Origin of the sequence: Paenibacillus periandrae, assembly GCF_022458865.1 — a bacterium.
Lineage (GTDB): Bacteria > Bacillota > Bacilli > Paenibacillales > NBRC-103111 > Paenibacillus_S > Paenibacillus_S periandrae.
This window is the reverse complement of record NZ_JAJNMU010000014.1, coordinates 143,116-163,640: the sequence shown is the minus strand read 5'-3', so window position 1 is coordinate 163,640 and position 20,525 is coordinate 143,116. Positions and strand designations below refer to the sequence as shown.

Annotated in this window: 13 protein-coding genes; all 13 read left to right on the top strand. The window is 49.4% G+C overall.

From position 1 onward, the window contains the following. Positions 1–27: 27 nt before the first annotated feature. The 13 genes from LRL21_RS23715 to LRL21_RS23655 all read left to right on the top strand — a co-directional run bounded on the left by LRL21_RS23715 (position 28) and on the right by LRL21_RS23655 (position 20,516). Complete coding sequence (locus tag LRL21_RS23715; protein ID WP_240418274.1) at positions 28–2,352, top strand: glycoside hydrolase family 95 protein; 2,325 nt, start codon at positions 28–30, stop codon at positions 2,350–2,352. Positions 2,353–2,652: 300 nt separating this feature from the next. After that, positions 2,653–3,669, top strand: a complete 1,017-nt coding sequence (locus LRL21_RS23710; RefSeq protein WP_240418273.1) for a response regulator — start codon at positions 2,653–2,655, stop codon at positions 3,667–3,669. Continuing rightward, on the top strand, positions 3,666–5,480 hold the full coding sequence (locus LRL21_RS23705) for a cache domain-containing sensor histidine kinase (RefSeq protein WP_240418272.1): 1,815 nt from the start codon (positions 3,666–3,668) through the stop codon (positions 5,478–5,480). Before LRL21_RS23710 ends, LRL21_RS23705 begins: the two co-directional genes overlap by 4 nt. Before the next feature lie 22 nt (positions 5,481–5,502). Continuing rightward, positions 5,503–7,308 (top strand): alpha-L-fucosidase, encoded by a 1,806-nt coding sequence (locus LRL21_RS23700; RefSeq protein ID WP_240418271.1) that lies wholly within the window; start codon positions 5,503–5,505, stop codon positions 7,306–7,308. Positions 7,309–7,492: 184 nt separating this feature from the next. Further along, complete coding sequence (locus tag LRL21_RS23695) at positions 7,493–8,449, top strand: ABC transporter permease (RefSeq protein WP_076233980.1); 957 nt, start codon at positions 7,493–7,495, stop codon at positions 8,447–8,449. 77 nt (positions 8,450–8,526) lie between these two features. Further along, positions 8,527–9,363 (top strand): carbohydrate ABC transporter permease, encoded by an 837-nt coding sequence (locus tag LRL21_RS23690; RefSeq protein ID WP_240418358.1) that lies wholly within the window; start codon positions 8,527–8,529, stop codon positions 9,361–9,363. 24 nt (positions 9,364–9,387) lie between these two features. Beyond that, positions 9,388–10,953 (top strand): type 2 periplasmic-binding domain-containing protein, encoded by a 1,566-nt coding sequence (locus LRL21_RS23685; protein ID WP_240418270.1) that lies wholly within the window; start codon positions 9,388–9,390, stop codon positions 10,951–10,953. Between the two features lie 32 nt (positions 10,954–10,985). Continuing rightward, positions 10,986–12,197, top strand: a complete 1,212-nt coding sequence (locus LRL21_RS23680) for a glucuronate isomerase (RefSeq protein WP_240418269.1) — start codon at positions 10,986–10,988, stop codon at positions 12,195–12,197. Positions 12,198–12,734: 537 nt separating this feature from the next. Next, positions 12,735–13,616: an ABC transporter permease gene (locus LRL21_RS23675; RefSeq protein WP_240418268.1), complete on the top strand. Its 882-nt coding sequence runs from the start codon at positions 12,735–12,737 to the stop codon at positions 13,614–13,616. A gap of 16 nt (positions 13,617–13,632) precedes the next feature. Beyond that, positions 13,633–14,517 (top strand): carbohydrate ABC transporter permease, encoded by an 885-nt coding sequence (locus tag LRL21_RS23670; RefSeq protein ID WP_240418267.1) that lies wholly within the window; start codon positions 13,633–13,635, stop codon positions 14,515–14,517. A 135-nt stretch (positions 14,518–14,652) separates the two neighbouring features. Continuing rightward, a complete protein-coding gene (locus LRL21_RS23665) occupies positions 14,653–16,302 on the top strand; it encodes an extracellular solute-binding protein (RefSeq protein WP_240418266.1) in 1,650 nt (549 codons plus the stop codon). 24 nt (positions 16,303–16,326) lie between these two features. Next, positions 16,327–17,358 carry a sialidase family protein gene (locus LRL21_RS23660; RefSeq protein ID WP_240418265.1) on the top strand — a complete coding sequence of 344 codons (1,032 nt, stop codon included), beginning with the start codon at positions 16,327–16,329 and terminating at the stop codon, positions 17,356–17,358. A gap of 32 nt (positions 17,359–17,390) precedes the next feature. Beyond that, a complete protein-coding gene (locus LRL21_RS23655) occupies positions 17,391–20,516 on the top strand; it encodes a glycosyl hydrolase (RefSeq protein ID WP_240418264.1) in 3,126 nt (1,041 codons plus the stop codon). Positions 20,517–20,525 lie beyond the last annotated feature (9 nt).

The window sequence follows — 20,525 nt, the reverse complement described above, 5'->3', positions numbered from 1 at the left end:
TTCTGCGAAACGAGGGAGGGATAAGCAATGGAAGTAAGCGGCCATACAGGAAGCCAGTTAAAGCTATGGTACGATAAAGCGGCAAAAACCTGGACAGAAGCGCTGCCAATCGGTAATGGACGATTGGGCGGCATGATTTTCGGGACAACGGCTAACGAAAAAATCCAGCTTAATGAGGATACGATCTGGTACGGCGGACCGAAGGATGCGGATAATCCGGATGCCCAAGCCTATCTTCCGGAAATTCGGAAGATGCTCATGGATGGCAGGCAGCAGGAAGCGGAGCATTTGAGCCGAATGGCGCTAATGTCGGGGCCCAAGTATTATCATCCGTATGTGCCGGCTGGCGATTTGTGTCTGTGGTTTCTGGACCATAATCGGCCTGTAGAAGGATACATCCGTGAGCTGAATTTGGAAACAGCAATTGCACAGGTGAGCTACCGGATGGATGGCGCTCATTACCGGCGGGAGTATTTCAGCAGTGCAGCTGATCAGGTAATCGTTGTGCGACTGGAAAGTGAGCTCCCGCGGGGGCTTACCTTCAGCGCCAATCTGATGAGGCGTCCTTATGATGCAGGCAGCCGAGCGATTGGTGATGATACGGTCGTGATGCAGGGAGAATGCGGCAAGGATGGCATTGCTTTCTCTTGTGTAGTGAAGGCGATACCGGAGGGAGGAACGGTGCAGACCATCGGTGATTTCGTATCGATTGAGCAGGCTGATGCTGTGACGCTGCTCATTGCGGTCGAATCAACCTTTCGCTCGGCGAATCCGGAGGAGATTTGTTTGCAGCGACTGGATGCCGCGGCTATCAAAGGTTATGAAGAATTGAAACGCGGGCATATTGCCGAATATGCTGACAAGTTTAATCGCGTATCGATCCGCTTAACTGGCGAAGAGCTGGATACGGAGCAAGCACAGACCTTGCTGCTGTCAACCGATCGCAGGCTTGAACGAGTTCAAAAAGGCGGGACAGATCAAGGACTTATCGAGATATTTTTCCAATATGGCCGTTATTTGCTCGTCTCCTGCTCGCGTCCGGACAGTCTTGCTGCCAATCTGCAAGGAATTTGGAACGATAGCTACAGTCCGCCGTGGGAATCGAAATACACGATTAATATAAACACAGAAATGAATTATTGGCCTGCTGAGGTTTGTGGTTTGCCTGAATGTCATCAGCCTCTCTTTGATCTGATTGAGCGAATGAGACCAAACGGGAGAAAGACGGCCAAGGAGCTGTATCGCAGCCGCGGCTTCGTCGCTCATCATAACACCAACCTGTGGGGGGAAACACGGCTTGAGGGTATTCTCGTCTCTTCCTCTATATGGCCGCTTGGAGCCGCCTGGCTTTCGCTGCACCTGTGGGAGCATTACCGTTATGGACTGGATGAGGCATTCCTTGCTGAGCAGGCTTATCCTGTCATGAAGGAAGCGGCAGAATTTTTGCTTGACTATATGGTTGAGGATGCGCAGGGTCGGTTGATTACAGGCCCGTCCATTTCACCGGAAAATAAATTTATTTTACCGAGCGGTGTGCAGGGGAATCTATGCATGGGTCCGGCGATGGACATGCAGCTGGTATACACCTTGTTTACCGCATGTATGGAAGCAGGGAAAGTAACTGGCGATAGTGATGCAGTGTTCCGTCTTCAACTGGAAGCGGCGATTGGCAAGCTGCCTCGTCCGCAAATCGGCAAGTATGGCCAAATTATGGAGTGGCTGGAGGATTATGACGAAGCCGAACCTGGACATCGGCATATTTCACAGCTGTTTGCTTTACATCCGGGTGAAATGATCGACAAGCATCGAACACCGGAGCTTGCTGAGGGAGCTAGAAGGACGCTTGAAAGACGCTTGGCAAGCGGTGGTGGTCATACAGGCTGGAGCCGTGCCTGGATCATCAACTTCTATGCACGGTTAGGAGACGGTGACAGCGCATTTGAGCATATTTCCAAGCTGCTGGCGACTTCGACGTACCCGAACTTGTTTGATTGCCACCCGCCATTTCAAATCGACGGGAATTTTGGCGGAACTGCCGGGATTGCGGAGCTACTGCTTCAATCGCATGGCAATGTTCTTGAATTGCTGCCTGCTCTACCTGCGGCTTGGCCAGAAGGTGAAATAACAGGTTTGCGGGCAAGAGGAGCCTTCGGGATCGATATTCGCTGGCAGGAAGGACAAGTCCAGCATGCTGTAATCCGAGCCGGAAGATCTGGATCATGCCGCATTCGAATGAAACAGCCCAGCTTGATCTGTCATGAGGACGGTACGGATGTCGCTTACGTGCTGGTAGATGGGATTGCCGAATTTGCCTGCGAGGCTGGGTCTGTATATTGCGTGCTGCCGATGTAAGACGGCTGACAGCAGTCGGATGAAAGTCAGATTTGCTTCGCAAAACGCAGCAGAAGTTTATTAGCCGGTTTGCGAAGCAGACTTTTAAGGTAAGTAAATAATGGAAGTAATTTGACATCGTTCAGACTGACATCGTAAAAAAACACAAAACAGATGCAAGTTTCTCCATAGCTTGTGTTTTTGGGCTGCAGTATGCTGAGGTCATGTTAGCTGGGGCTCTATTGTACCTGTCGTCTATACGTAGTAAACTCGAATGGAGTTTTTACGAAGTCATAAGCATGGAAGGTGGAGGCTTACAGGATGAGATTGCTAATTGTGGACGATGAACCTATCATTCGCAGCGGACTGGTGAAAATGGCTCAGATTTATACACACAAGTTCGCCCAAATAGAAACCGCGGACAATGGTCAGGATGCGCTGCAACGCATCGGTTGCTCAGAGCCAGATCTGCTGCTTACCGATATCCGCATGCCCAAAATGGACGGCTTGGAGCTGTGCCGGCAGGTGAACGAAGCATACCCGCATATCCTGAAAGTAGTCGTATCGGGGTACAGTGATTTTGATTACGCACAAAAATGTTTGTCCTACGGTGTTAAGCATTATTTGTTAAAACCGGTTACACCCCCTGATTTACATGAGGTATTCGATGTGATCATGAAAAGCCGCCCACAGGGCTATATGGTCGTTTCCCGTTATGTGGATTGGATTGAACGGGTCGAGCAAAGCATCTGGTCCCTGCAGGAGGATGAAATCGCAAGGCTGATGGCAGAGTGGAGAGAGCACTGCTCGCATTTGTCCGCGCAGCAGCTGAAGGAACAACTGCATGATGTGGCTGTGCTGCTGCACAAATATTTTCAAGAGAAAAACCGCCCGCTGGGCTCCAATTTATTGGGCGATTATGCGGCTGCGTCCAAAGCAGATTTATTTCTTGAATTCGAAGGACGCCTGCAGGTGGTCATGAACGATCTGTTGACCGCGCGTCGCGGCAATTATAAGGATCCGATGGAGGAAGCGAAGGCTTATATCGATAATCATTTGTCTGTGGAAATCTCCTTAAAAGAAGTGGCCGACATGGTGGGCATTACGCCAACCTATTTTAGCTCACTGTTCAAAAAAGTAAGCGGTGAAACGTTCGTCAGCTACCGGATTCATAAAAGAATGGAAAAGGCCCGCGAGCTGCTGTCGATCCCCCATATGCGTACGGTCGATGTTGCCGCGGAGGTCGGATATGAGGATTATCCTCATTTTACGAAAACGTTCAAGAAAATTTCCGGTATGTCGCCTTCGGAATACCGCAGTCTGTTGGGAATCAAATGAAAAATCTCAACTTGTACCAGAAGCTGTTTCTATCTTACCTGATCGTCATTCTCATCTCCTTAACCAGTGTTGGTGTCTTTACTTACCGGACCTCCTCCAATGAGCTGGATCAACTGGTGGAGAATCAATTATCCCAGGTGGTCGGCAATGCGGTACATCATACCGATTTGTATATTCGCACTTACGAGCGTTCGATGGTATCGCTGCTCAACAGCAATGACGTGAAGCGCTTTATCGATCTTCCTACCGGAGAAAAGGGCTTTCCTTACTATGAAATTCGCAAGCTGATCAAAGAGCTGTTGATCGAGCCGGTGTTTATTCGCAACCCGGAAATTGCCAATATTTTTATGATCAGCTTTCATGATAATGCGATGTATTTTTACAACGATTCGAGTGGTGAATCGTTTGACAATGAGCAAGTCAAGCAGCAGCTTGAGTTTTTTAAACAGAACACCGAGGAAGGCAGCTTGAGTGTGCTGAATCACAGTATTTTGTCGGATCAAAAAAATATGATGCTCACGCTTGTTCGGCGTATACGCGGCCTTACCGCTACCGAGCCCAAAGGTATTCTTGCGATCGAATTGCGCGCAGCTGAGCTTTCCGAGCTGTGGAAGGGGATTGATCTGGGAAGCCATGGGTATTTTTTTATTGCCGATGATAAAGGTAAGTACGTTTACCACCCCGATAAAAACCGAATTGGTACGGAGCTGCCTGTTGAAATAAGGGACGAGGTTTTCCATGCCGGCGATAAGGCATTTACGGCGGTTATCGATAATCAAGCACAAATGTTCATGAGCCGCCGTTCCAATTATGGGAATTGGCGGCTGGTCGTTTCCATGTCCGTAGAAGAGCTGCGCAAGCCAACGGATACGATTCGCACCACCACTATTGTCGTTGGCTGCTTTACGCTGGGGATCGCTTTGTGGTTGGCTTTTCGCTTCGGGAAATCGATCACGGGACCTATACGCACTTTGAAGGCAGCCATGCGCCAGACGGAAAAAGGGAACTGGGTGACGATTCCGCTCCCAGAGCACCGTGACGAAATTGTCGAGCTGATGAGCCGTTACAATTTGATGGTCAACCGGCTCTCGGAGCTGGTGGACAAGGTATATCAAGCCGAGCTCAGCGACCGGGAGAGTCGGATGGAGCGGCAGAAAGCCGAGCTGCAGTCATTGCAGCTGCAGATCAATCCGCACTTTTTGTACAATACGCTGGAAACGATTGTTTGCTATGCAGTGATTAGAGACTCCAAGGAAATATCCGAAATTGTTAAGGCACTCGCCTATATGCTGCGTTACTCGGTACAAACCAATCTGGAGGAAATTACGGTTGCTAATGAATTAAAGCATGTGCTGTATTTTCTAATGGTGCTCAGGCATCGAATCGGTCGTGAATTTGAAGTGGATGTGGCGATTCATCCCGACTATTTACTTCGCAGTATGGTGCGGCTCACGCTGCAGCCACTTGTGGAAAATGCATTTCAGCACGCGTTCCCCGATGGTGTGGAGGATTATCATTATATTCGGATCGATGCCGGAGAAGACGATGATATATTCTGGGTCAGCGTGGAGGACAATGGGGCTGGTATTAAGGAAGAGCGCCTTGCCGAGGTGCGGGAGAAGCTCGGTGCCAATCGGCTTGCTGACAATGAAGAGGGATCTTCCCAAGGTATTGGCGGGATTGGCATTGTGAACGTTCATCGCCGAATTCAAATGGTGTTCGGTGAACAATATGGTCTGAAAATCGAAAGTGAGGTTGATCAGGGGACGAAGCTGCTCATGATTATGCCTGCAAGCAAACCTGGTAAATAAGTGGAAAAGAGGAGAATATGCAATGGCAAAACAAGAGGATTTAATGGATAATGCCGATGGGACTGAGCAACCGATTGTAGAGCAATTGGAAGCCATAGATCCAGACCATGACGCCAGAATGGCCTGGTGGCGGGAGGCAAGAGTCGGGCTGTTTATTCATTGGGGCTTGTACTCGCTTCCGGCAGGAGTCTGGAATGGGGAGGAAATCCATGCTTCCTATGCCGAGCATTTGATGCTCAGGGCACGTATTCCGGTGAGTGAATATGAACAAATCGCGACGGAGTTCCACGCCGAACACTTTGATGCGAAGGAATGGGTCCGAGCAGCCAAGCTGGCCGGGCTGGAGTATTTGATTTTTACAGCCAAGCATCATGAAGGCTTTGCGATGTATGACTCGGACGTATCGGATTACAATATTGTGAAGAAAACGCCTTTTGCCCGTGACCCGCTCCGTGAGCTGGCGGAGGTCTGCCGCGAAGAGGGGATCAAGCTGTGCATCTACTATTCACACTCCATGGATTGGCATCATCCGGATTCACAGGGGAATACATGGGATTACCCTCAAAATATTGGCGCTTATGATGATGTAGCCTCATGGATTAACGATGAGGATAAGCGAACTCGCTACGAGCATTATTTGCACACCTCGGCACTGCCTCAGGTTAAGGAGCTGCTGGAGAAGTATGGTCCTGTCGGACTGCTCTGGTTCGATTGTGGGCATAAGCTGACAGCTGAGCAGGGAGCCGCTTTCGTCAAGCAGGTGCGAGAGGTACAACCGGATTGCCTAATCAATCGGCGTGTTTGGATGGACCCCTATGGGGACTACGGTAATACGTCGGATAACCAGCCGCATGTGAGGGTTCCACGTAAGGATTGGGAATCGATTGCTACCCTGAACGATTCCTGGGGGTATAAAGTCGCCGATCATAACTGGAAAACGGCAGATGTCGTATTGCGGCAAATGATTGATGTGCTCAGCTTAAACGGCAATTTTGTGATCAATGTCGGACCGATGGGGAATGGAGCGTTTGATCCCAAATCTGTCGAGCTGCTGGAGCAGATCGGTCATTGGATGCAAACGAACGGTGAAGCTGTGCATGGCACTCGTCAAAGCCCGATCGGTAAGCCGCCTTGGGGCAGATGCACGATGAAGGATGGAATTCTATACCTCCATATCTTCGAATGGCCAACCAATGGGAAGCTGCTGGTTCCGGGTCTGCGCAATTGTGTTCTCAAAGTTTACGCGCTGGCTGACAAAGATCGCACGGCATTGCCAGTGACTCGCATAAGTGAAGAGGATATCGTGATCGAGGTGCCGATCAGCCCGACAGCATCGACGATTCCGGTATTGGCAATAGAATTCACGGGCGAGTGTGATGCCAATCCGGTACGTTTGCTGTATACGGCCGATTATCCGAACAACTTCGGCGCGTTTGATGCCGATATTGAGGGACCGACAGTACGCTACGATACAGGGAAGAAGGACCACGATAATCTGATCAACTGGACCCGTCTGGAGGACGAGGCATCCTGGACGTTCCGTGCTAACGGACCTGATCGCCTGCAGGCTGTTCTGGAATACGGGGCAGCAGCAGACGCGGACGGGGGCTCCTATGAGCTTTCTGTGATCTCGAAGCGTTCTGGTGAAACGGTATCGCGGATAGCGCAGACAGTGAAGACTACCGGAGGCGGGTACGAATTCGTAGCCTTCCCTGTAGGCCATCTAAGCCTTCCCGAGGCGGGAAATTATGTGCTAAGGCTTAAAGCCTTGAGCCTGCCAAACGGAGCATTCATATGCTTGAAAAAAATCGTTTTGGAACGTGGATAAATAAACAGCATAAGCCAGAGCATCCGCAAGTCGGGATACTCTGGCTTTTTTCGTGTACCTACTGAAGTCGATCGTAAAAAAACACATGTGCGCTTTAAGTTACTCCATGGTTGGGTTTTCATAGCCATAGTATGATAAATCCATCAAACAACATTACTCTGCTTCAAGAGAAAGGAGAGATCATATGGCTTCAAAAACGGATACTTCCGGACAAACCCTATACACGTTCGCTTCAAAAAAGGCGAAGCGCGCGTTTGTTGCTAAGCATTGGCCCTTGTATGTTATTTCGATACCAGGACTTGTGTATTTTATCCTCTTTAAGTATGTACCGCTGTTGGGCTCGACGATCGCTTTTCAAGACTACAATATTTTCAAGGGAATCACTAATAGTCCATGGGTTGGACTGGCCCATTTTGAGCGGATGTTTGCTTATGACGAGTTTCTGATTATCTTAAAAAACACGCTGTTAATTGGCTTGTACGATCTTGTCTTTGCTTTTCCGATCCCGATTATACTGGCCGTTCTGCTGAACGAAATTCGCATTAATGGTTATAAGCGGGTGCTGCAAACGGTTATTTACATGCCGCATTTTCTTTCCTGGGTTATCGTTGGAGGCATTCTGATCGGTCTTCTATCCCCAACAACAGGAATCGTGAATCATATTCTGGGGATATTCAACATTGAACCGATTTACTTCCTGGGCGAAAATAGCTACATTCGCAGTATTTTGATAGGATCGGGTGTTTGGAAGGATAGCGGCTGGGGAACGATTATTTATTTGGCAGCGATTGCCGGTATTAATCCTGACTTGTATGAAGCGGCTGAGCTCGACGGCGCAGGCAGGTTCCGCCAGGTGATGTCGATAACAATTCCATCCATTCTGCCTACGATCATGATTTTGTTCCTGCTGCATATGGGTAGATTCATGGATTTTGGCTTTGAGCGTGTGTTCGTCTTTATTAACTCGCTTAATAGTGAGAATGGAGAGATTCTGGACACGTATGTGTATCGAGCAGGCTTGATAGACCGGCAGTACAGCTATACAACAGCGATTGGATTATTCAAATCCGTCATTGGCCTTGTGCTCATCGTACTGGGTAACACACTAAGCAAAAAAGCGACCGGAGACGGCCTGTACTAACTACTATTTTAACTAACATATCTTCGGTCAAAGGGGTGAGAGGCGTGATTCTGACAAAAGGGCAGCGTGCGTTCCAGATGTTCAACAACATCTTGCTGTTTGTGATCGGGCTCGCCATGGTACTGCCGATTCTACATGTGATTGCGCAGTCGTTCAGTAATGCCGTAGCGATCAACAGCGGGGACGTTGGACTATGGCCAATAGGGTTCACATGGGAGAACTACCATATGATTGTGAAGGATCCTTCAATCTGGCTAGCCTTCCGCAACAGCGTTATCGTTACCGTATTCGGGACATTAATCAATCTGGCAGCAACAGCAAGCCTGGCTTACCCGTTGTCTCGTCCAGAGTACATTTATAGAAAAATGGCACTTGTTATTGTGCTCATCACGATGATTTTTCATGCACCGTTAATTCCTAACTATTTGCTGCTCAAAAATTTGAACATGCTGAATACGCTGTGGGTGTTAATGATCCCTGGTGCGATCAGCGCATACAATCTGTTCGTCATGCGGTCGTTTTTTGTTAATTTGCCGACAGAGCTGCTGGAATCGGCGAAGATGGACGGCTGTGGTGAGTTTCGGATGATCTGGAGTATCGTGCTTCCTTTGTCCAAGCCGGTAATGGCAACGATGGGGATTATGTATGCGGTCGCCAACTGGAATATGTACTCTCAAGCCATTTACTATATCGACAAACGTTCATTAATCCTTCTGCAGGTAAGGCTGCGGGAGATCGTAATCACAGACAACATGGGCGCGTCGGATGTTACCTCGGAAATGATGCAGTTTGTGTCACCAGAAGGATTGAAAATGGCGGTTATCGTCATTGCGACGATCCCGATTATGCTGGTGTATCCGTTCCTGCAAAAGCATTTTATTAAAGGCATGATGGTAGGATCAATTAAATCGTAATGAAAAAGAGAGGGTTGGTGCGATATGAAAAAAACATGGGGTGTTATTCTGGTTTCTGCGCTTGCTGCAGGTTCTTTGGCTGGCTGTGGGGATGCGTCTAAAGATAATAAGCAAGGCGGACAAGCCAGTGCTGATACGAAACCGGTCAAATTTTCGCTATCACTGCCGGTTACTACCAATACTGGATATCAAGCTACGGTAACGGACTGGGAAAATAACAAGCTGGTGAAAAAGCTGGAGGAACTGACCAACACAGACCTCTCAGTGCGTATTCTCGAAGATTCCAAAATGGGTATTATGTTCGCTGGTAATGATATTCCCGACGTGGTCGGCAGCATCGGCACACCAACTGGTAAATCCATGTCAGGCTCGGTGGAAGCCGGCGTCTTTATGCCGCTTGACGATTTATTGAAGCAGTATGCCCCCAACCTGATGAAAAAGGTGCCCAAGGCGGCATGGGATGCGGTATCCTACGATGGCAAGATTTATGCGATCCCCGATTATTTGAGCAATCCGTCCAGACGTGGAACTTATATGCGTACGGATCTTTTAGAGAAAACAGGTATGAAAGCTCCACAAACCGTCGATGAATTTCTGGATGTTCTGCGTGCCTTTAAAAAGGCGGGTGTTGAAAATCCGTATCAAATGCGTGAAAATTTCAAATACGCCGATACGTTCCTGGGCGCGTTTGATGTACTGCCATACAAGGATCAGTTTGAAGTTGTAAATGGGCAGGTGCAGCCGAAGTTTTTTGACGTCGAGAACATGCAGAAAGCGCTGCAAACCTACAAGACAATGTTCGATGAGGGCTTGATTCCGAAGGATTTTGCAACCATTTCGTCCTCTGATTATTCAAAAAACATTAACAGCGGCAAATCCGGCTCTTGGTCCTCCAATGGGGCAGGCTTGATCTCGTTCCGTACCGCTATTGCCCAGGCCAATCCGGCTGCCAAAGTGGATATTATCTCCTCTCCCAAAGGACCAGAAGGTAAATCAGGCTATTTCTACTATACCCCGGTTGTTCGTTCCTTCTATGTGAATGCCAAGGTGGATAAAGATAAAGCGGCGAAAATTATTAAATTTTATGACTGGATGGCATCCCCTGAGGCTGAGAAGTTTTTCACCTTTGGTATAGAGGGACAAAATTACACCGTCGATAACGGTAAAATCAACTATAAAATTCCAACCAGCAAAGAGGAGCAGGAAGAAGAGAGCTTCCGTGCAGGTACGTTGTGGATGGGGCAGGATGCGACATTGAACCCGCCGCGTAAACGTCTGGAGTTGGATCAAAACGGTAAGGATCAGCTAGCTGTTTTCGATAATGTACTGGATAAGGAAGGCTTGCCGGGTATCGGATTTTATCCGGATCTATCGACTTTCAGCAAATATCCGGATCTTGCTTCGCCACAGCCTGATGTTGGACCGAAGCTGATCATCGACCATATGATTAAAATGATCTATGGCAAAGAACCGATTAGTGACTGGCCTAAAGTTATAGAAGAGTACAAAACCAAGGGTGGTAATGACATTCTTAAAGAAGCCAACGAACGTTATACGAAAAAGATCGGTGTGCTGGATATTAAAAAGTAAACGGGTGCAGTGCGCCATAGGAGGATAACAGGATGCAGCAGGAAACGATCCGCGAGCGAATCATGCAAGAGCTTGAGACGGTTGACGTTGTGGACACACATACCCATCTGGTTGGAGATCGGCTGAATGCTGTGGATTTCTGGCAGATCGCCCATTACTTCTGGTTATTCCGTGAGCTGCAGGCAGCCGGTTATCCGGCGCATGCCGAGCAGCTGCCGGTTCGTGAGCGAATCCAGGCATTTCTTAGCGCTCACCATGCTTCCAGACATACGATGATGAACGTGGCCCTGTCGCGGATTTTCCAGGATTTATATGGAATCGAGCTGAAGGATGAAGCGTCCGTTCTGGCGGCAGATGAAGCTGTCAAGCAATCTGCAGTACAGGTAGACTGGGCACAGCAGGTAGCGGACCGCCTGAGCGTTCGTGAGTACGTAGTCAATGTACCTGAGCATGCTCCTTTTGAAGGAATGAGGCGGAATGCAATTCTGATTCCGCGAATCGACGGGAAGATTTTCGGATGGGTCACTGAGATTATAGAAAGCTCAAATCCGCTCCAGACGTTCGAGAAGCTGCGTGAAACCGTTGACGCCTTATTGGGCGGCTACAGCAAGCAGGGCTGTCCGGGCATTATGACCACACTTCCGCGATATGAGGCTGTGGCTAACCAGTTGTATGACCTGTCTGCATCGGGCTTGGTGCGTGATCAGCTTCTGATGAATGTGCTTCATCTGATCTGCGAGGCTGCACAGCGTCATGTGCTGTTCATACAGTTCTTTCTCGGTGTCGAACGCTCCTGGTGCGGGGAACCACTGCCTGCGAACGACCCGGAGCGCATTCTGAAGCTTAGCAGTTTGTTTGAGAAATACAGCTGCCCGTTCGAATTGGTGGTCGCCTCGGAAATCAACAATCTCGATGTGGTGCAGGCGGCATGGAATTTCCCTAATGTTCATGTGGGGGGGCATTGGTGGTATAACTTCCGGGCATCCACCTACAAGCAGTCCATGCAGTACAGGCTGGAGGCACTGCCGGCACTGAAATCTTCACTGATCGCATCTGATTCAAGGTGCATTGAATGGACGTATGGGAAAATTTGGCTGGTCAAGCGTGTACTCAGTGAATTTTTGGCTGAACGTGTGGCCTCTGGTTGGCTGGATCATGCTCAGGCGATTGAAGTCGCCCGTGACTGGCTGTATGAGAGTGCAGCGCGCAGATACCGTGTGCCATCGCTGAATAGTAAAGGTTAGAACTTCTTGCTTCACATTATGGGTATTGACCCAATCGAATAAGCGCGTTCCTGTAAGGGAAGGTTTTGCCAAAATCCTTGTTGCTGCTTGATTGCAGCGAAACAGGGATTTTTGTTTTGTCTCACCAAGCAGCTCAAAACCATTGCATGCTCATTATGGAGCGACTATGGTTTTTTTGCTGTCCCATGAGTCAATTAGACGTGCGAGAAGAAATCCCTGGCTTCTGCATGAGAATGTCCTTAACCCTTGCCCAGACTGGGCTCGCAGCCATGGTGTGCGATATTTGGACACCCTTAGAAATTTGAATCATCGGCGAATTTGTGCGAAAAGTGGTTCGTGGAATACCGTTATCGGTGCTTTTCAAGGCGTTCAGCCGCTCTCATAATAGGGATTACGGAAACGGCCGCCGATTAGACATCAGCTTGATCGGCGTGAACCGTACGAGATCGTCAGCCAGGAGGGATTTCTATTCAAACATCACACGTACAGCCAGCAGTCGGCGCGCCCAGCAGCAAGAGCCATCCGATCCTGCGAAATATGAAACGAAGCCGGTATTTATATTTGATTTTTTTCCTGCCTTTTTGCTATTATGTATGCTTTCATTATTGGCCGATGTATGGCATTATCATTGCTTTCAAGGATTACAATATCGTCAAGGGCATCACGGATAGCCCCTGGGTCGGACTATCGCATTTCAAAAAGTTTATGAATGATGAATATTTTTGGAAGCTGGTTCGCAACACACTGCTCATCAATATATACGAGCTGTTCTGGGCGTTTCCGGCACCAATTATTTTGGCTCTGCTTCTCAATGAATTAAAAAGCAAGGCATTGAAAAAATTCGCTCAAAGCGTCAGCTACCTGCCGCATTTTATCTCTACGGTTGTCGTCTGCGGGATGATCGTCAATTTTCTTACACTGGACGGTCTGGTCAATCAAATCATTACATGGTTTGGTCTGGCACCGATTCAATTTCTGATGAAGCCGGAATGGTTTCGGACGATTTTCATTTCCTCGGGGATTTGGCAAAGCATCGGCTGGGGCTCGATTATTTATTTGGCTGCGCTGACTGCTGTAGATGAGGAGCTGTATGATGCCGCCAAAATCGATGGAGCCAACCGCTGGAAGCAGTTGATTCACATCACACTGCCCGAAATTTCACCAACGATATCGATTATGCTCATCCTCAATATCGGCAAGCTGATGTCGATCGGCTATGACAAAATTATTTTGCTTTATAACGGTTCGACCTATGAAACGGCAGATGTGATCTCGACCTATGTGTATCGGAGAGGGCTGCTGGGCAGCGATTTCAGTTATGCGACTGCGGTAGAGCTGTTCCAGGCGGTGATCGGGCTTGTACTGCTCGTCTCGGCGAATCGCATTTCCAAAAAAATCAGTCAAACCGGATTGTGGTAGATAACAGGAGGCTGTCATGAACAAACATATTTCATTAGGGTCCAAAATTTTCGACGTGTGTAACATCGCGGTGCTGCTGCTCTTGATCTTCATAACGGTATACCCGATTTATTACATCTTTATCGTGTCGATTAGCGACGGCAATCTGGTTACACGCGGTCTGATCAAGCTGCTTCCAATGGACATTACGTTTGATGCGTATCTGGTCGTATTTAAAAATCCGAAAATTTGGCAGGCTTACGGCAATACGCTGCTGTATACGACCGTCGGGACGACAATTAACGTGATTCTGACAGCGCTGTGTGCGTATCCGCTTTCCCGAAAGGATTTTTACGGGCGCAACATCTTCATCTTTATGGTTGCGGTTACGATGTTCATCAGCGGTGGTTTGATTCCAGTGTATCTGGTCGTCCAGAAGCTCGGGCTTATCGATACGATGTGGGCATTAATGCTGCCTACGGCAATCAGTACCTTCAATATGATCATTATGAAAACCTATTTTGAAGGGATTCCGGTCGCTCTGCAGGAATCGGCTTATCTGGATGGAGCCAACGAGCTGCAGGTGCTGTGGAAAATTATTTTGCCGCTCTCGCTTCCTGTTATGGCCACGATGGTGCTGTTCTACGCTGTACATCATTGGAACAGCTTTTTCCCGGCTTTGATTTATTTGAACGACAGCGATAAGTTTCCTGTGCAGGTGCTGCTGAGAAACATCGTCATAGCGGGCGAATTCGCAGATCAGACCGCGGATGTGGGCAGTGCGTCATCCAATTTCCGTGTCGTTGCAACCAACTACAAGTTTGCGGTCATTATTATTACCGTGCTGCCGATCCTCGTAGCGTACCCGTATTTGCAAAAGTATTTTGTCAAAGGCGCGATGATTGGCGCTTTAAAGGGTTAAGCACCTTTACATTTCACATCCTTAATGAGAGGGGGAATGCTCCGGGATCACCGGGCACCTGGCTTCATTGACTGTTGCGTGCTCTGCATGCTTCAAAATTAACGCTTGATCCACACAAAGGGAGGTTTATCCAAGATGACTAAAGCATGGGTAAAAGGGGTTTCCGTATCAATGTCCATTATCATTGTGGCCACGGCTATTGCCGGCTGCTCAGGGACCGGCGGTAAAGAGGCAGCACCCGCTGCACCGGGAACTAATACGGCTGGAGCAGATTCAGGTAAAATTTCCGCCAAGGAACGCGAGATTACGATCGCTTTCCCGGAGCATCCGAACCAGCCGGTCAAAAATATGGCTCCGATCCAGCAGGAAATTCTCAAGCAGACGAACATCAAGCTGAAATTCGAAACCGTGCCCAACAGCAATTATAACGATAAGAAAAAAATACTGATCGCCACCAATAATTTGCCGGACATTATCCAGGTCGATATGGCTGATATTAACAGCTTTGCATCGACAGGTGTGTTTGTGCCGCTGATGCAATATATGAACAAGGGACTGATGCCCAATTTCAAAAAAGTATGGGATCAATACCCGGACATGGCGAAGCTGACCGCGGACGGAGACCTGTACGGCTTTCCGGCGATAGGACGCAATGAGCTGAAAAATGGCTTCGGGCCGGTCATCCGTACCGATTTGCTGAAAAAACACAACCTGCCGACACCCAAAAACTTTGACGAGCTGCTGACTGTGTTAGCTGAGCTCAAGAAGATTTATCCCGATTCGACGCCGTTCTCCGCACGTAAGGGAAGCGGACCTATCCACCAATTGTTCAAAACGATGTCTTATATGCTGGGCTCGGGAGTGGGCAGCGGCAACGGGATATATTTTGATAAGGATGTGAACGGCGGCCAATATGTGTACGGACAAGGCACGCCCGAATTCAAAAACGTACTGGCTTACCTGAACAAAGCCTTCACGATGGGGGTGCTCGACAAGGATTATGCAGTCGCGACACAGCAGCAGTGGACCGAGAAGCTGACCAGCGGTAAATCGTTCTTCTTTATGGACAACAGCGGCTTTGCGCTTGATTATACGAAGCAGCTGCAAAAGGCAGTTCCGGACGGCAAGCTTGAGCTTATTCCAATCCCGGAATATAAGCCTGGCAAAGCCAGAGCCGAATTTTACGCAACAACGATAACGAACGACCGAATTTTTGCGATCAGCTCCAAGGCCAAGGACCCGGAAACACTTGTCAAACTGATCGACTGGATGTACACCGAGAAGGCATCCAACCTGATGAACTACGGTGTTGAGGGTGTCCACCATACATTGGACGAGAAGGGCCAGCCCAAGCTGAACAGCGATTACGTGATGAAATTTAAAGACGGCCAGCCTACCGCTTTCTATGCGATGTATTCCGACCTGGGCTCCGGCAAGCTGAGCTTTACGCCATGGTTCTCCAACTCCGAGCCGCAGGTGCAGGTAGAGAAGCTGACGGGCAACTGGAGCGACATGCATGAGCAGTTCTGGAAAACGATTGCTAATGACAAGGCTTACCATGATCCTTATCTGGAACCGCCGCTTACAAAGGAAGAGGCTGCTCGTGTCAAGGAAATACTGGTCAACCTGAACACGATGCTGGAGCAGGAATATGACAAATTTATTATGGGTGTCAAAAAGCTGGATGAATATGATGCAGTCATGAAAAAAGCCCGTGATTCCGGAGGCGCCGAGCTTGAAAAAATTTATAACGGCGCGTTAGCCAGATTGAACCAGAAGAAATAAGACAAGAGAGAGTGGAGTGAAACCATGAAGCTGAAGGAACAGAGCCGACAATTTGTATTTGAGGAGGATCGCCCATTCGCCGCCTGCCACGCCTCGACGATCGTCACGCTGTCGAACGGCGATCTGCTGGTTGCCTATTTTGCCGGGAGCAAGGAGGGTGCGCCGGATGTAGCGATCTGGTGCTCGACGAGAACGGACGGTATATGGTCCAGGCCGCGATTGGTAGCGGACGAAGAAGGCGTCGTACATTGGAATCCGGTATTATTCCGCAAGACTGATGGACAAATCGTGCTGCATTACAAGGTGGGCAGCCCAATTCCACAGTGGTATACAAGAATGATCGTATCCGATGATAACGGTGAAACCTGGAGCGAGCCGGTTGAATTGGTGCCGGGAGATTCAGGCGGGAGAGGTCCGGTTAAGAACAAGCTGATTGAACTGCAGGATGGGACCTGGCTAGCTCCCGCCTCTATTGAAGGAGAAACATGGGATGCATTCGCCGATATCTCACTAGACCAGGGGCAGACCTGGACGCAAAGCGCGATGGTGCCTGTGCTTCGCCCTTCTGCCGAGGGCGGCAAGGGGCAGGAAGGAAAGTATCTTGTCCGCGGCAAAGGTCTCATTCAGCCGACCATTTGGGAATCGGAGCCTGGTTACGTTCACATGCTGCACCGCAGCACCGCCGGTTTTATTTACCGGAGTGATTCTTCCGACTCAGGCCGGACCTGGTCGCCTGCTTATCGAACGTATTTGCCGAATAACAACAGTGGCATCGATTTGGCGCGCATGGATGACGGTACACTTGTACTCGCTTACAATCCGGTCGGTATGTACAATGGCCCGCGGATGCCGCTCCTGCTGAGCGTATCCACAGACAATGGCGAGAACTGGGAGCAGCTGATTGTGCTGGAAGGCGACTACCGGACCTATACGAAGCCGATCGAACCGGGGGAGTACTCGTACCCGGCAGTGATTGCCGAAGGCAGACATATATACGTGACCTACACATGGAAACGGGAGCGGGTTGTGTGCTGGAGCCTGGAACTGGAGTCGTAAGGAATCCCTGAACATTGAGGAGGTCTACCCATATGGCAACTTTGCCTGAATTGAGAGAACGGTTTAATCAGCCGCCTGCGGAATACCGTTCATTGCCTTTTTGGGCCTGGAATGACGAATTGCAGCAGGAAGAGCTGACGCGGCAAATTAAGGATATGAAGGCTCAGGGCATGGGCGGCTTTTTCATGCATTCGCGTGACGGGCTGGAAACACCTTATATGGGACCCGAATGGATGAAAGCCATTCGGGAGTCGGTGGCTCAAGCCGAACAGCAGGGGATGAAGGCGTGGCTATATGACGAGGATCGCTGGCCCTCAGGCTCTGCGGGCGGTCAGGTTCCAGCTATAGGGGATGAGCACCGCTCCAAAGGGCTGACAATTGAAGTGGTACGGGGCTCCTTCGAGCCTGATGGTGCCATTGTCGCCGTATTCAAAGCAGTAATTGATGATATGAATGTGCTCCGCTGCGAGCGGCTTCAACTTCAACTGCCGGAGATAGCCGGCCTAACCGCCCAAACAGCCGCTGTACTGGTCGAGGATGAAGTGCTGCTCGTATTCAGGGTCGAGGTATCAGCCCCGAGTGAATGGTTTAATGATCAGGCGCCGCCGGACAGCATGAATTCGGACACGGTCCGTGCTTTTATTGATTCGACCTATGAGGTGTATAAAGCTGAAATTGGCGAGCAGTTCGGCCACACGGTTGCCGGTATCTTCACCGACGAGCCGAGCGTACATGACCGGCACAGCACTTATACGGCGGGGCGCGGCTGGATTCCATGGACAACCACGTTCCCGGCCTACTTCGCAGACAAGCGCGGGTATGATATTCTTGAGCTGCTGCCTTACATTTTCTTTAACGGAGAGCAGTCCCCACATGCACGGCATGATTACTGGCGGACCGTATCGGATAAATTTTGCGAGTCGTATTCCAAACAGTTAGGTGATTGGTGCGAGGATAACGGACTTGCCTTTACCGGTCACTTTTTGTGGGAAGGCTCTCTCGGAGTGGCGACACGGGTCGGCGGAGCTATTATGCCGCATTATCGGTACCAGCATGTGCCGGGAATCGACCTGCTCTGTGAGCAGACCAACGAACACTTAACCGTCAAGCAGTGTACCAGCGTTGCCAATCAATACGGACGTCAGTTTACGATTTCTGAAACGTATGGCTGCACGGGCTGGGAAGTTACGTTCGAAGGCCAGAAATGGGTTGGGGATTGGCAGTACGTACTGGGCATCAACCTGAGATCCCAGCATCTTGCTTTGTATTCATTAAAGGGCTGCCGCAAAAGAGATTACCCTCCCGTCTTTAATTACCAGAATAGCTGGTGGAAATATAATTATATTATGGAAGATTATTTTGCCCGGATCGGTTCGGTTATGAGCGAAGGGCGGCCGGTCAGAGATATTCTGGTGCTGCATCCGGCTTCAACGGCCTGGTCGATGCTCGGTACCAATCCTTATGGAAGTAAGAAACGCGGCCTGGACCGTGACATTCCGGCTATTGACCAGTATGGGTTTGAATTTAATGATTTTTTACGTATTTTGCTGGGAGCTCATTATGATTTTGATCTTGGCGATGAAACGATTATGGCTGAGACAGGAGCGGTTCGCGATAACAAGCTGTTCGTGAATCTGGCGGGTTATGAGGTGGCCGTCATTCCGCCGATACGCACGATGCTGCGCATCACGTTTGAGCTGCTTCTCCGGTTTCTGGAGCAGGGTGGTAAAGTGGTTGCGATGACACCATTCGCCACCATGATCGAAGGCAAGCCATCCGAGGAGCTGATCGGCCTGTACGCCCATCCGGGCGTCACCATCGCATCGAGACCGGAGGAGGTTATTGCCAAGCTCGAGGACATCCAACCGCGGCCTGTACGAATTCGTAATCGTTATGCGGCTGAGGCTTCCGAGCTGTTCATTTTGTTCAAGGAGGTTGAGGATGGACATACGCTGTTCGTCGTCAATAATGATCGTGATCAAGGTTATGAGGTGCGTATCGATATTCAGCTGATAGGCCGTGTTGAAGAATGGGATGCATTGACCGGGCAGATTACGGAGATCGATTCATGGATCGAAAAAGATCGTTTGTGCTTTAATGCTCAATTCGGTGCAGCCGCTTCCAAGCTGTATTTAATCCACCCGGTTGACGCGAGCACCTTAAATGCAGCTTCATTTTCAAAGGCGTTACCACAATCCCAGTCTGAACCTATTCTTTACGCGGCGGCAGGTCCTGAATTCCGTTTTACGAGGACGATGCCCAATGTGCTCACTCTGGATACATGTAAGTACCGTATGGGTGACGGCGATTGGTCGGAGGAGATGCAGGTATGGTCTGCTCAAAGGGAAATCCGCAATACATTAAGCATGCGGCAGGTGTATTATAATGGGATCACGCAGAGATACAAGTGGATTCATGAAGAGCACCCCCATAATGGTACACCTGTCGGGTTCAGGCTGCAGTTCAATGTGACGGAGCTGCCTGTCCAAGAAATTCAGCTTGTGCTGGAAGGCTCGCAGCGGTTCCGTATTCTGCTCAATGGTCACGAGATATCCAATAAGGCTGTGGGCTGGTTCGTTGACAGATCGATGGATTGTATAACACTTCCCGGCATCCGGCAGGGCAGCAACGAGCTGGAGCTGTATGCTGACTATACGCAGGCGATGGAAATCGAGGACTGCTACCTGATCGGCGATTTTGCGGTCAATCTGTCGCGGAGTATCGTAGAAGAACCGGACACGCTCCATACAGGAGATTGGTGCTTGCAGGGATATTATCATTATAATGGAAGTATGATTTACCATGTAGATTATATTCACCCGAACAATGAAACGGGAAAAGCCATCCTGCTGCTGGGTGACCATTCTGCGGTCACTGTGGAAATCCGAGTGAACGGCGTTACTGCCGGACACGTGCCTTGGAAATCGGCCGATGGAGTCGATTTAACCCCTTATCTGAACGCCGGCAGTAATGCGCTGGAGATCGAAGTCATGGGCAGCCCGCGCAATATGTTCGGACCTTTTCATGAAGCTCGGGGACCACGGCAGGCTATGATCGGCTGGGATTCCTTTCGCAGGGAGGGTAACGAATTCACGCCGGGTTATATTGTGCAGCCTTATGGTTTGTTTGAACAAATCAAGATTGTGCAAATCCATTAATTGCCGGAA

Excerpts from the sequence above, each read along its gene's own strand:
- LRL21_RS23715 (WP_240418274.1), top strand. The coding sequence starts at position 28 with ATGGAAGTAAGCGGCCATACAGGAAGCCAGTTAAAGCTATGGTACGAT.
- LRL21_RS23710 (WP_240418273.1), top strand. The coding sequence starts at position 2,653 with ATGAGATTGCTAATTGTGGACGATGAACCTATCATTCGCAGCGGACTG.
- LRL21_RS23705 (WP_240418272.1), top strand. The coding sequence starts at position 3,666 with ATGAAAAATCTCAACTTGTACCAGAAGCTGTTTCTATCTTACCTGATC.
- LRL21_RS23700 (WP_240418271.1), top strand. The coding sequence starts at position 5,503 with ATGGCAAAACAAGAGGATTTAATGGATAATGCCGATGGGACTGAGCAA.
- LRL21_RS23695 (WP_076233980.1), top strand. The coding sequence starts at position 7,493 with ATGGCTTCAAAAACGGATACTTCCGGACAAACCCTATACACGTTCGCT.
- LRL21_RS23690 (WP_240418358.1), top strand. The coding sequence starts at position 8,527 with ATGTTCAACAACATCTTGCTGTTTGTGATCGGGCTCGCCATGGTACTG.
- LRL21_RS23685 (WP_240418270.1), top strand. The coding sequence starts at position 9,388 with ATGAAAAAAACATGGGGTGTTATTCTGGTTTCTGCGCTTGCTGCAGGT.
- LRL21_RS23680 (WP_240418269.1), top strand. The coding sequence starts at position 10,986 with ATGCAGCAGGAAACGATCCGCGAGCGAATCATGCAAGAGCTTGAGACG.
- LRL21_RS23675 (WP_240418268.1), top strand. The coding sequence starts at position 12,735 with ATGAAACGAAGCCGGTATTTATATTTGATTTTTTTCCTGCCTTTTTGC.
- LRL21_RS23670 (WP_240418267.1), top strand. The coding sequence starts at position 13,633 with ATGAACAAACATATTTCATTAGGGTCCAAAATTTTCGACGTGTGTAAC.
- LRL21_RS23665 (WP_240418266.1), top strand. The coding sequence starts at position 14,653 with ATGACTAAAGCATGGGTAAAAGGGGTTTCCGTATCAATGTCCATTATC.
- LRL21_RS23660 (WP_240418265.1), top strand. The coding sequence starts at position 16,327 with ATGAAGCTGAAGGAACAGAGCCGACAATTTGTATTTGAGGAGGATCGC.
- LRL21_RS23655 (WP_240418264.1), top strand. The coding sequence starts at position 17,391 with ATGGCAACTTTGCCTGAATTGAGAGAACGGTTTAATCAGCCGCCTGCG.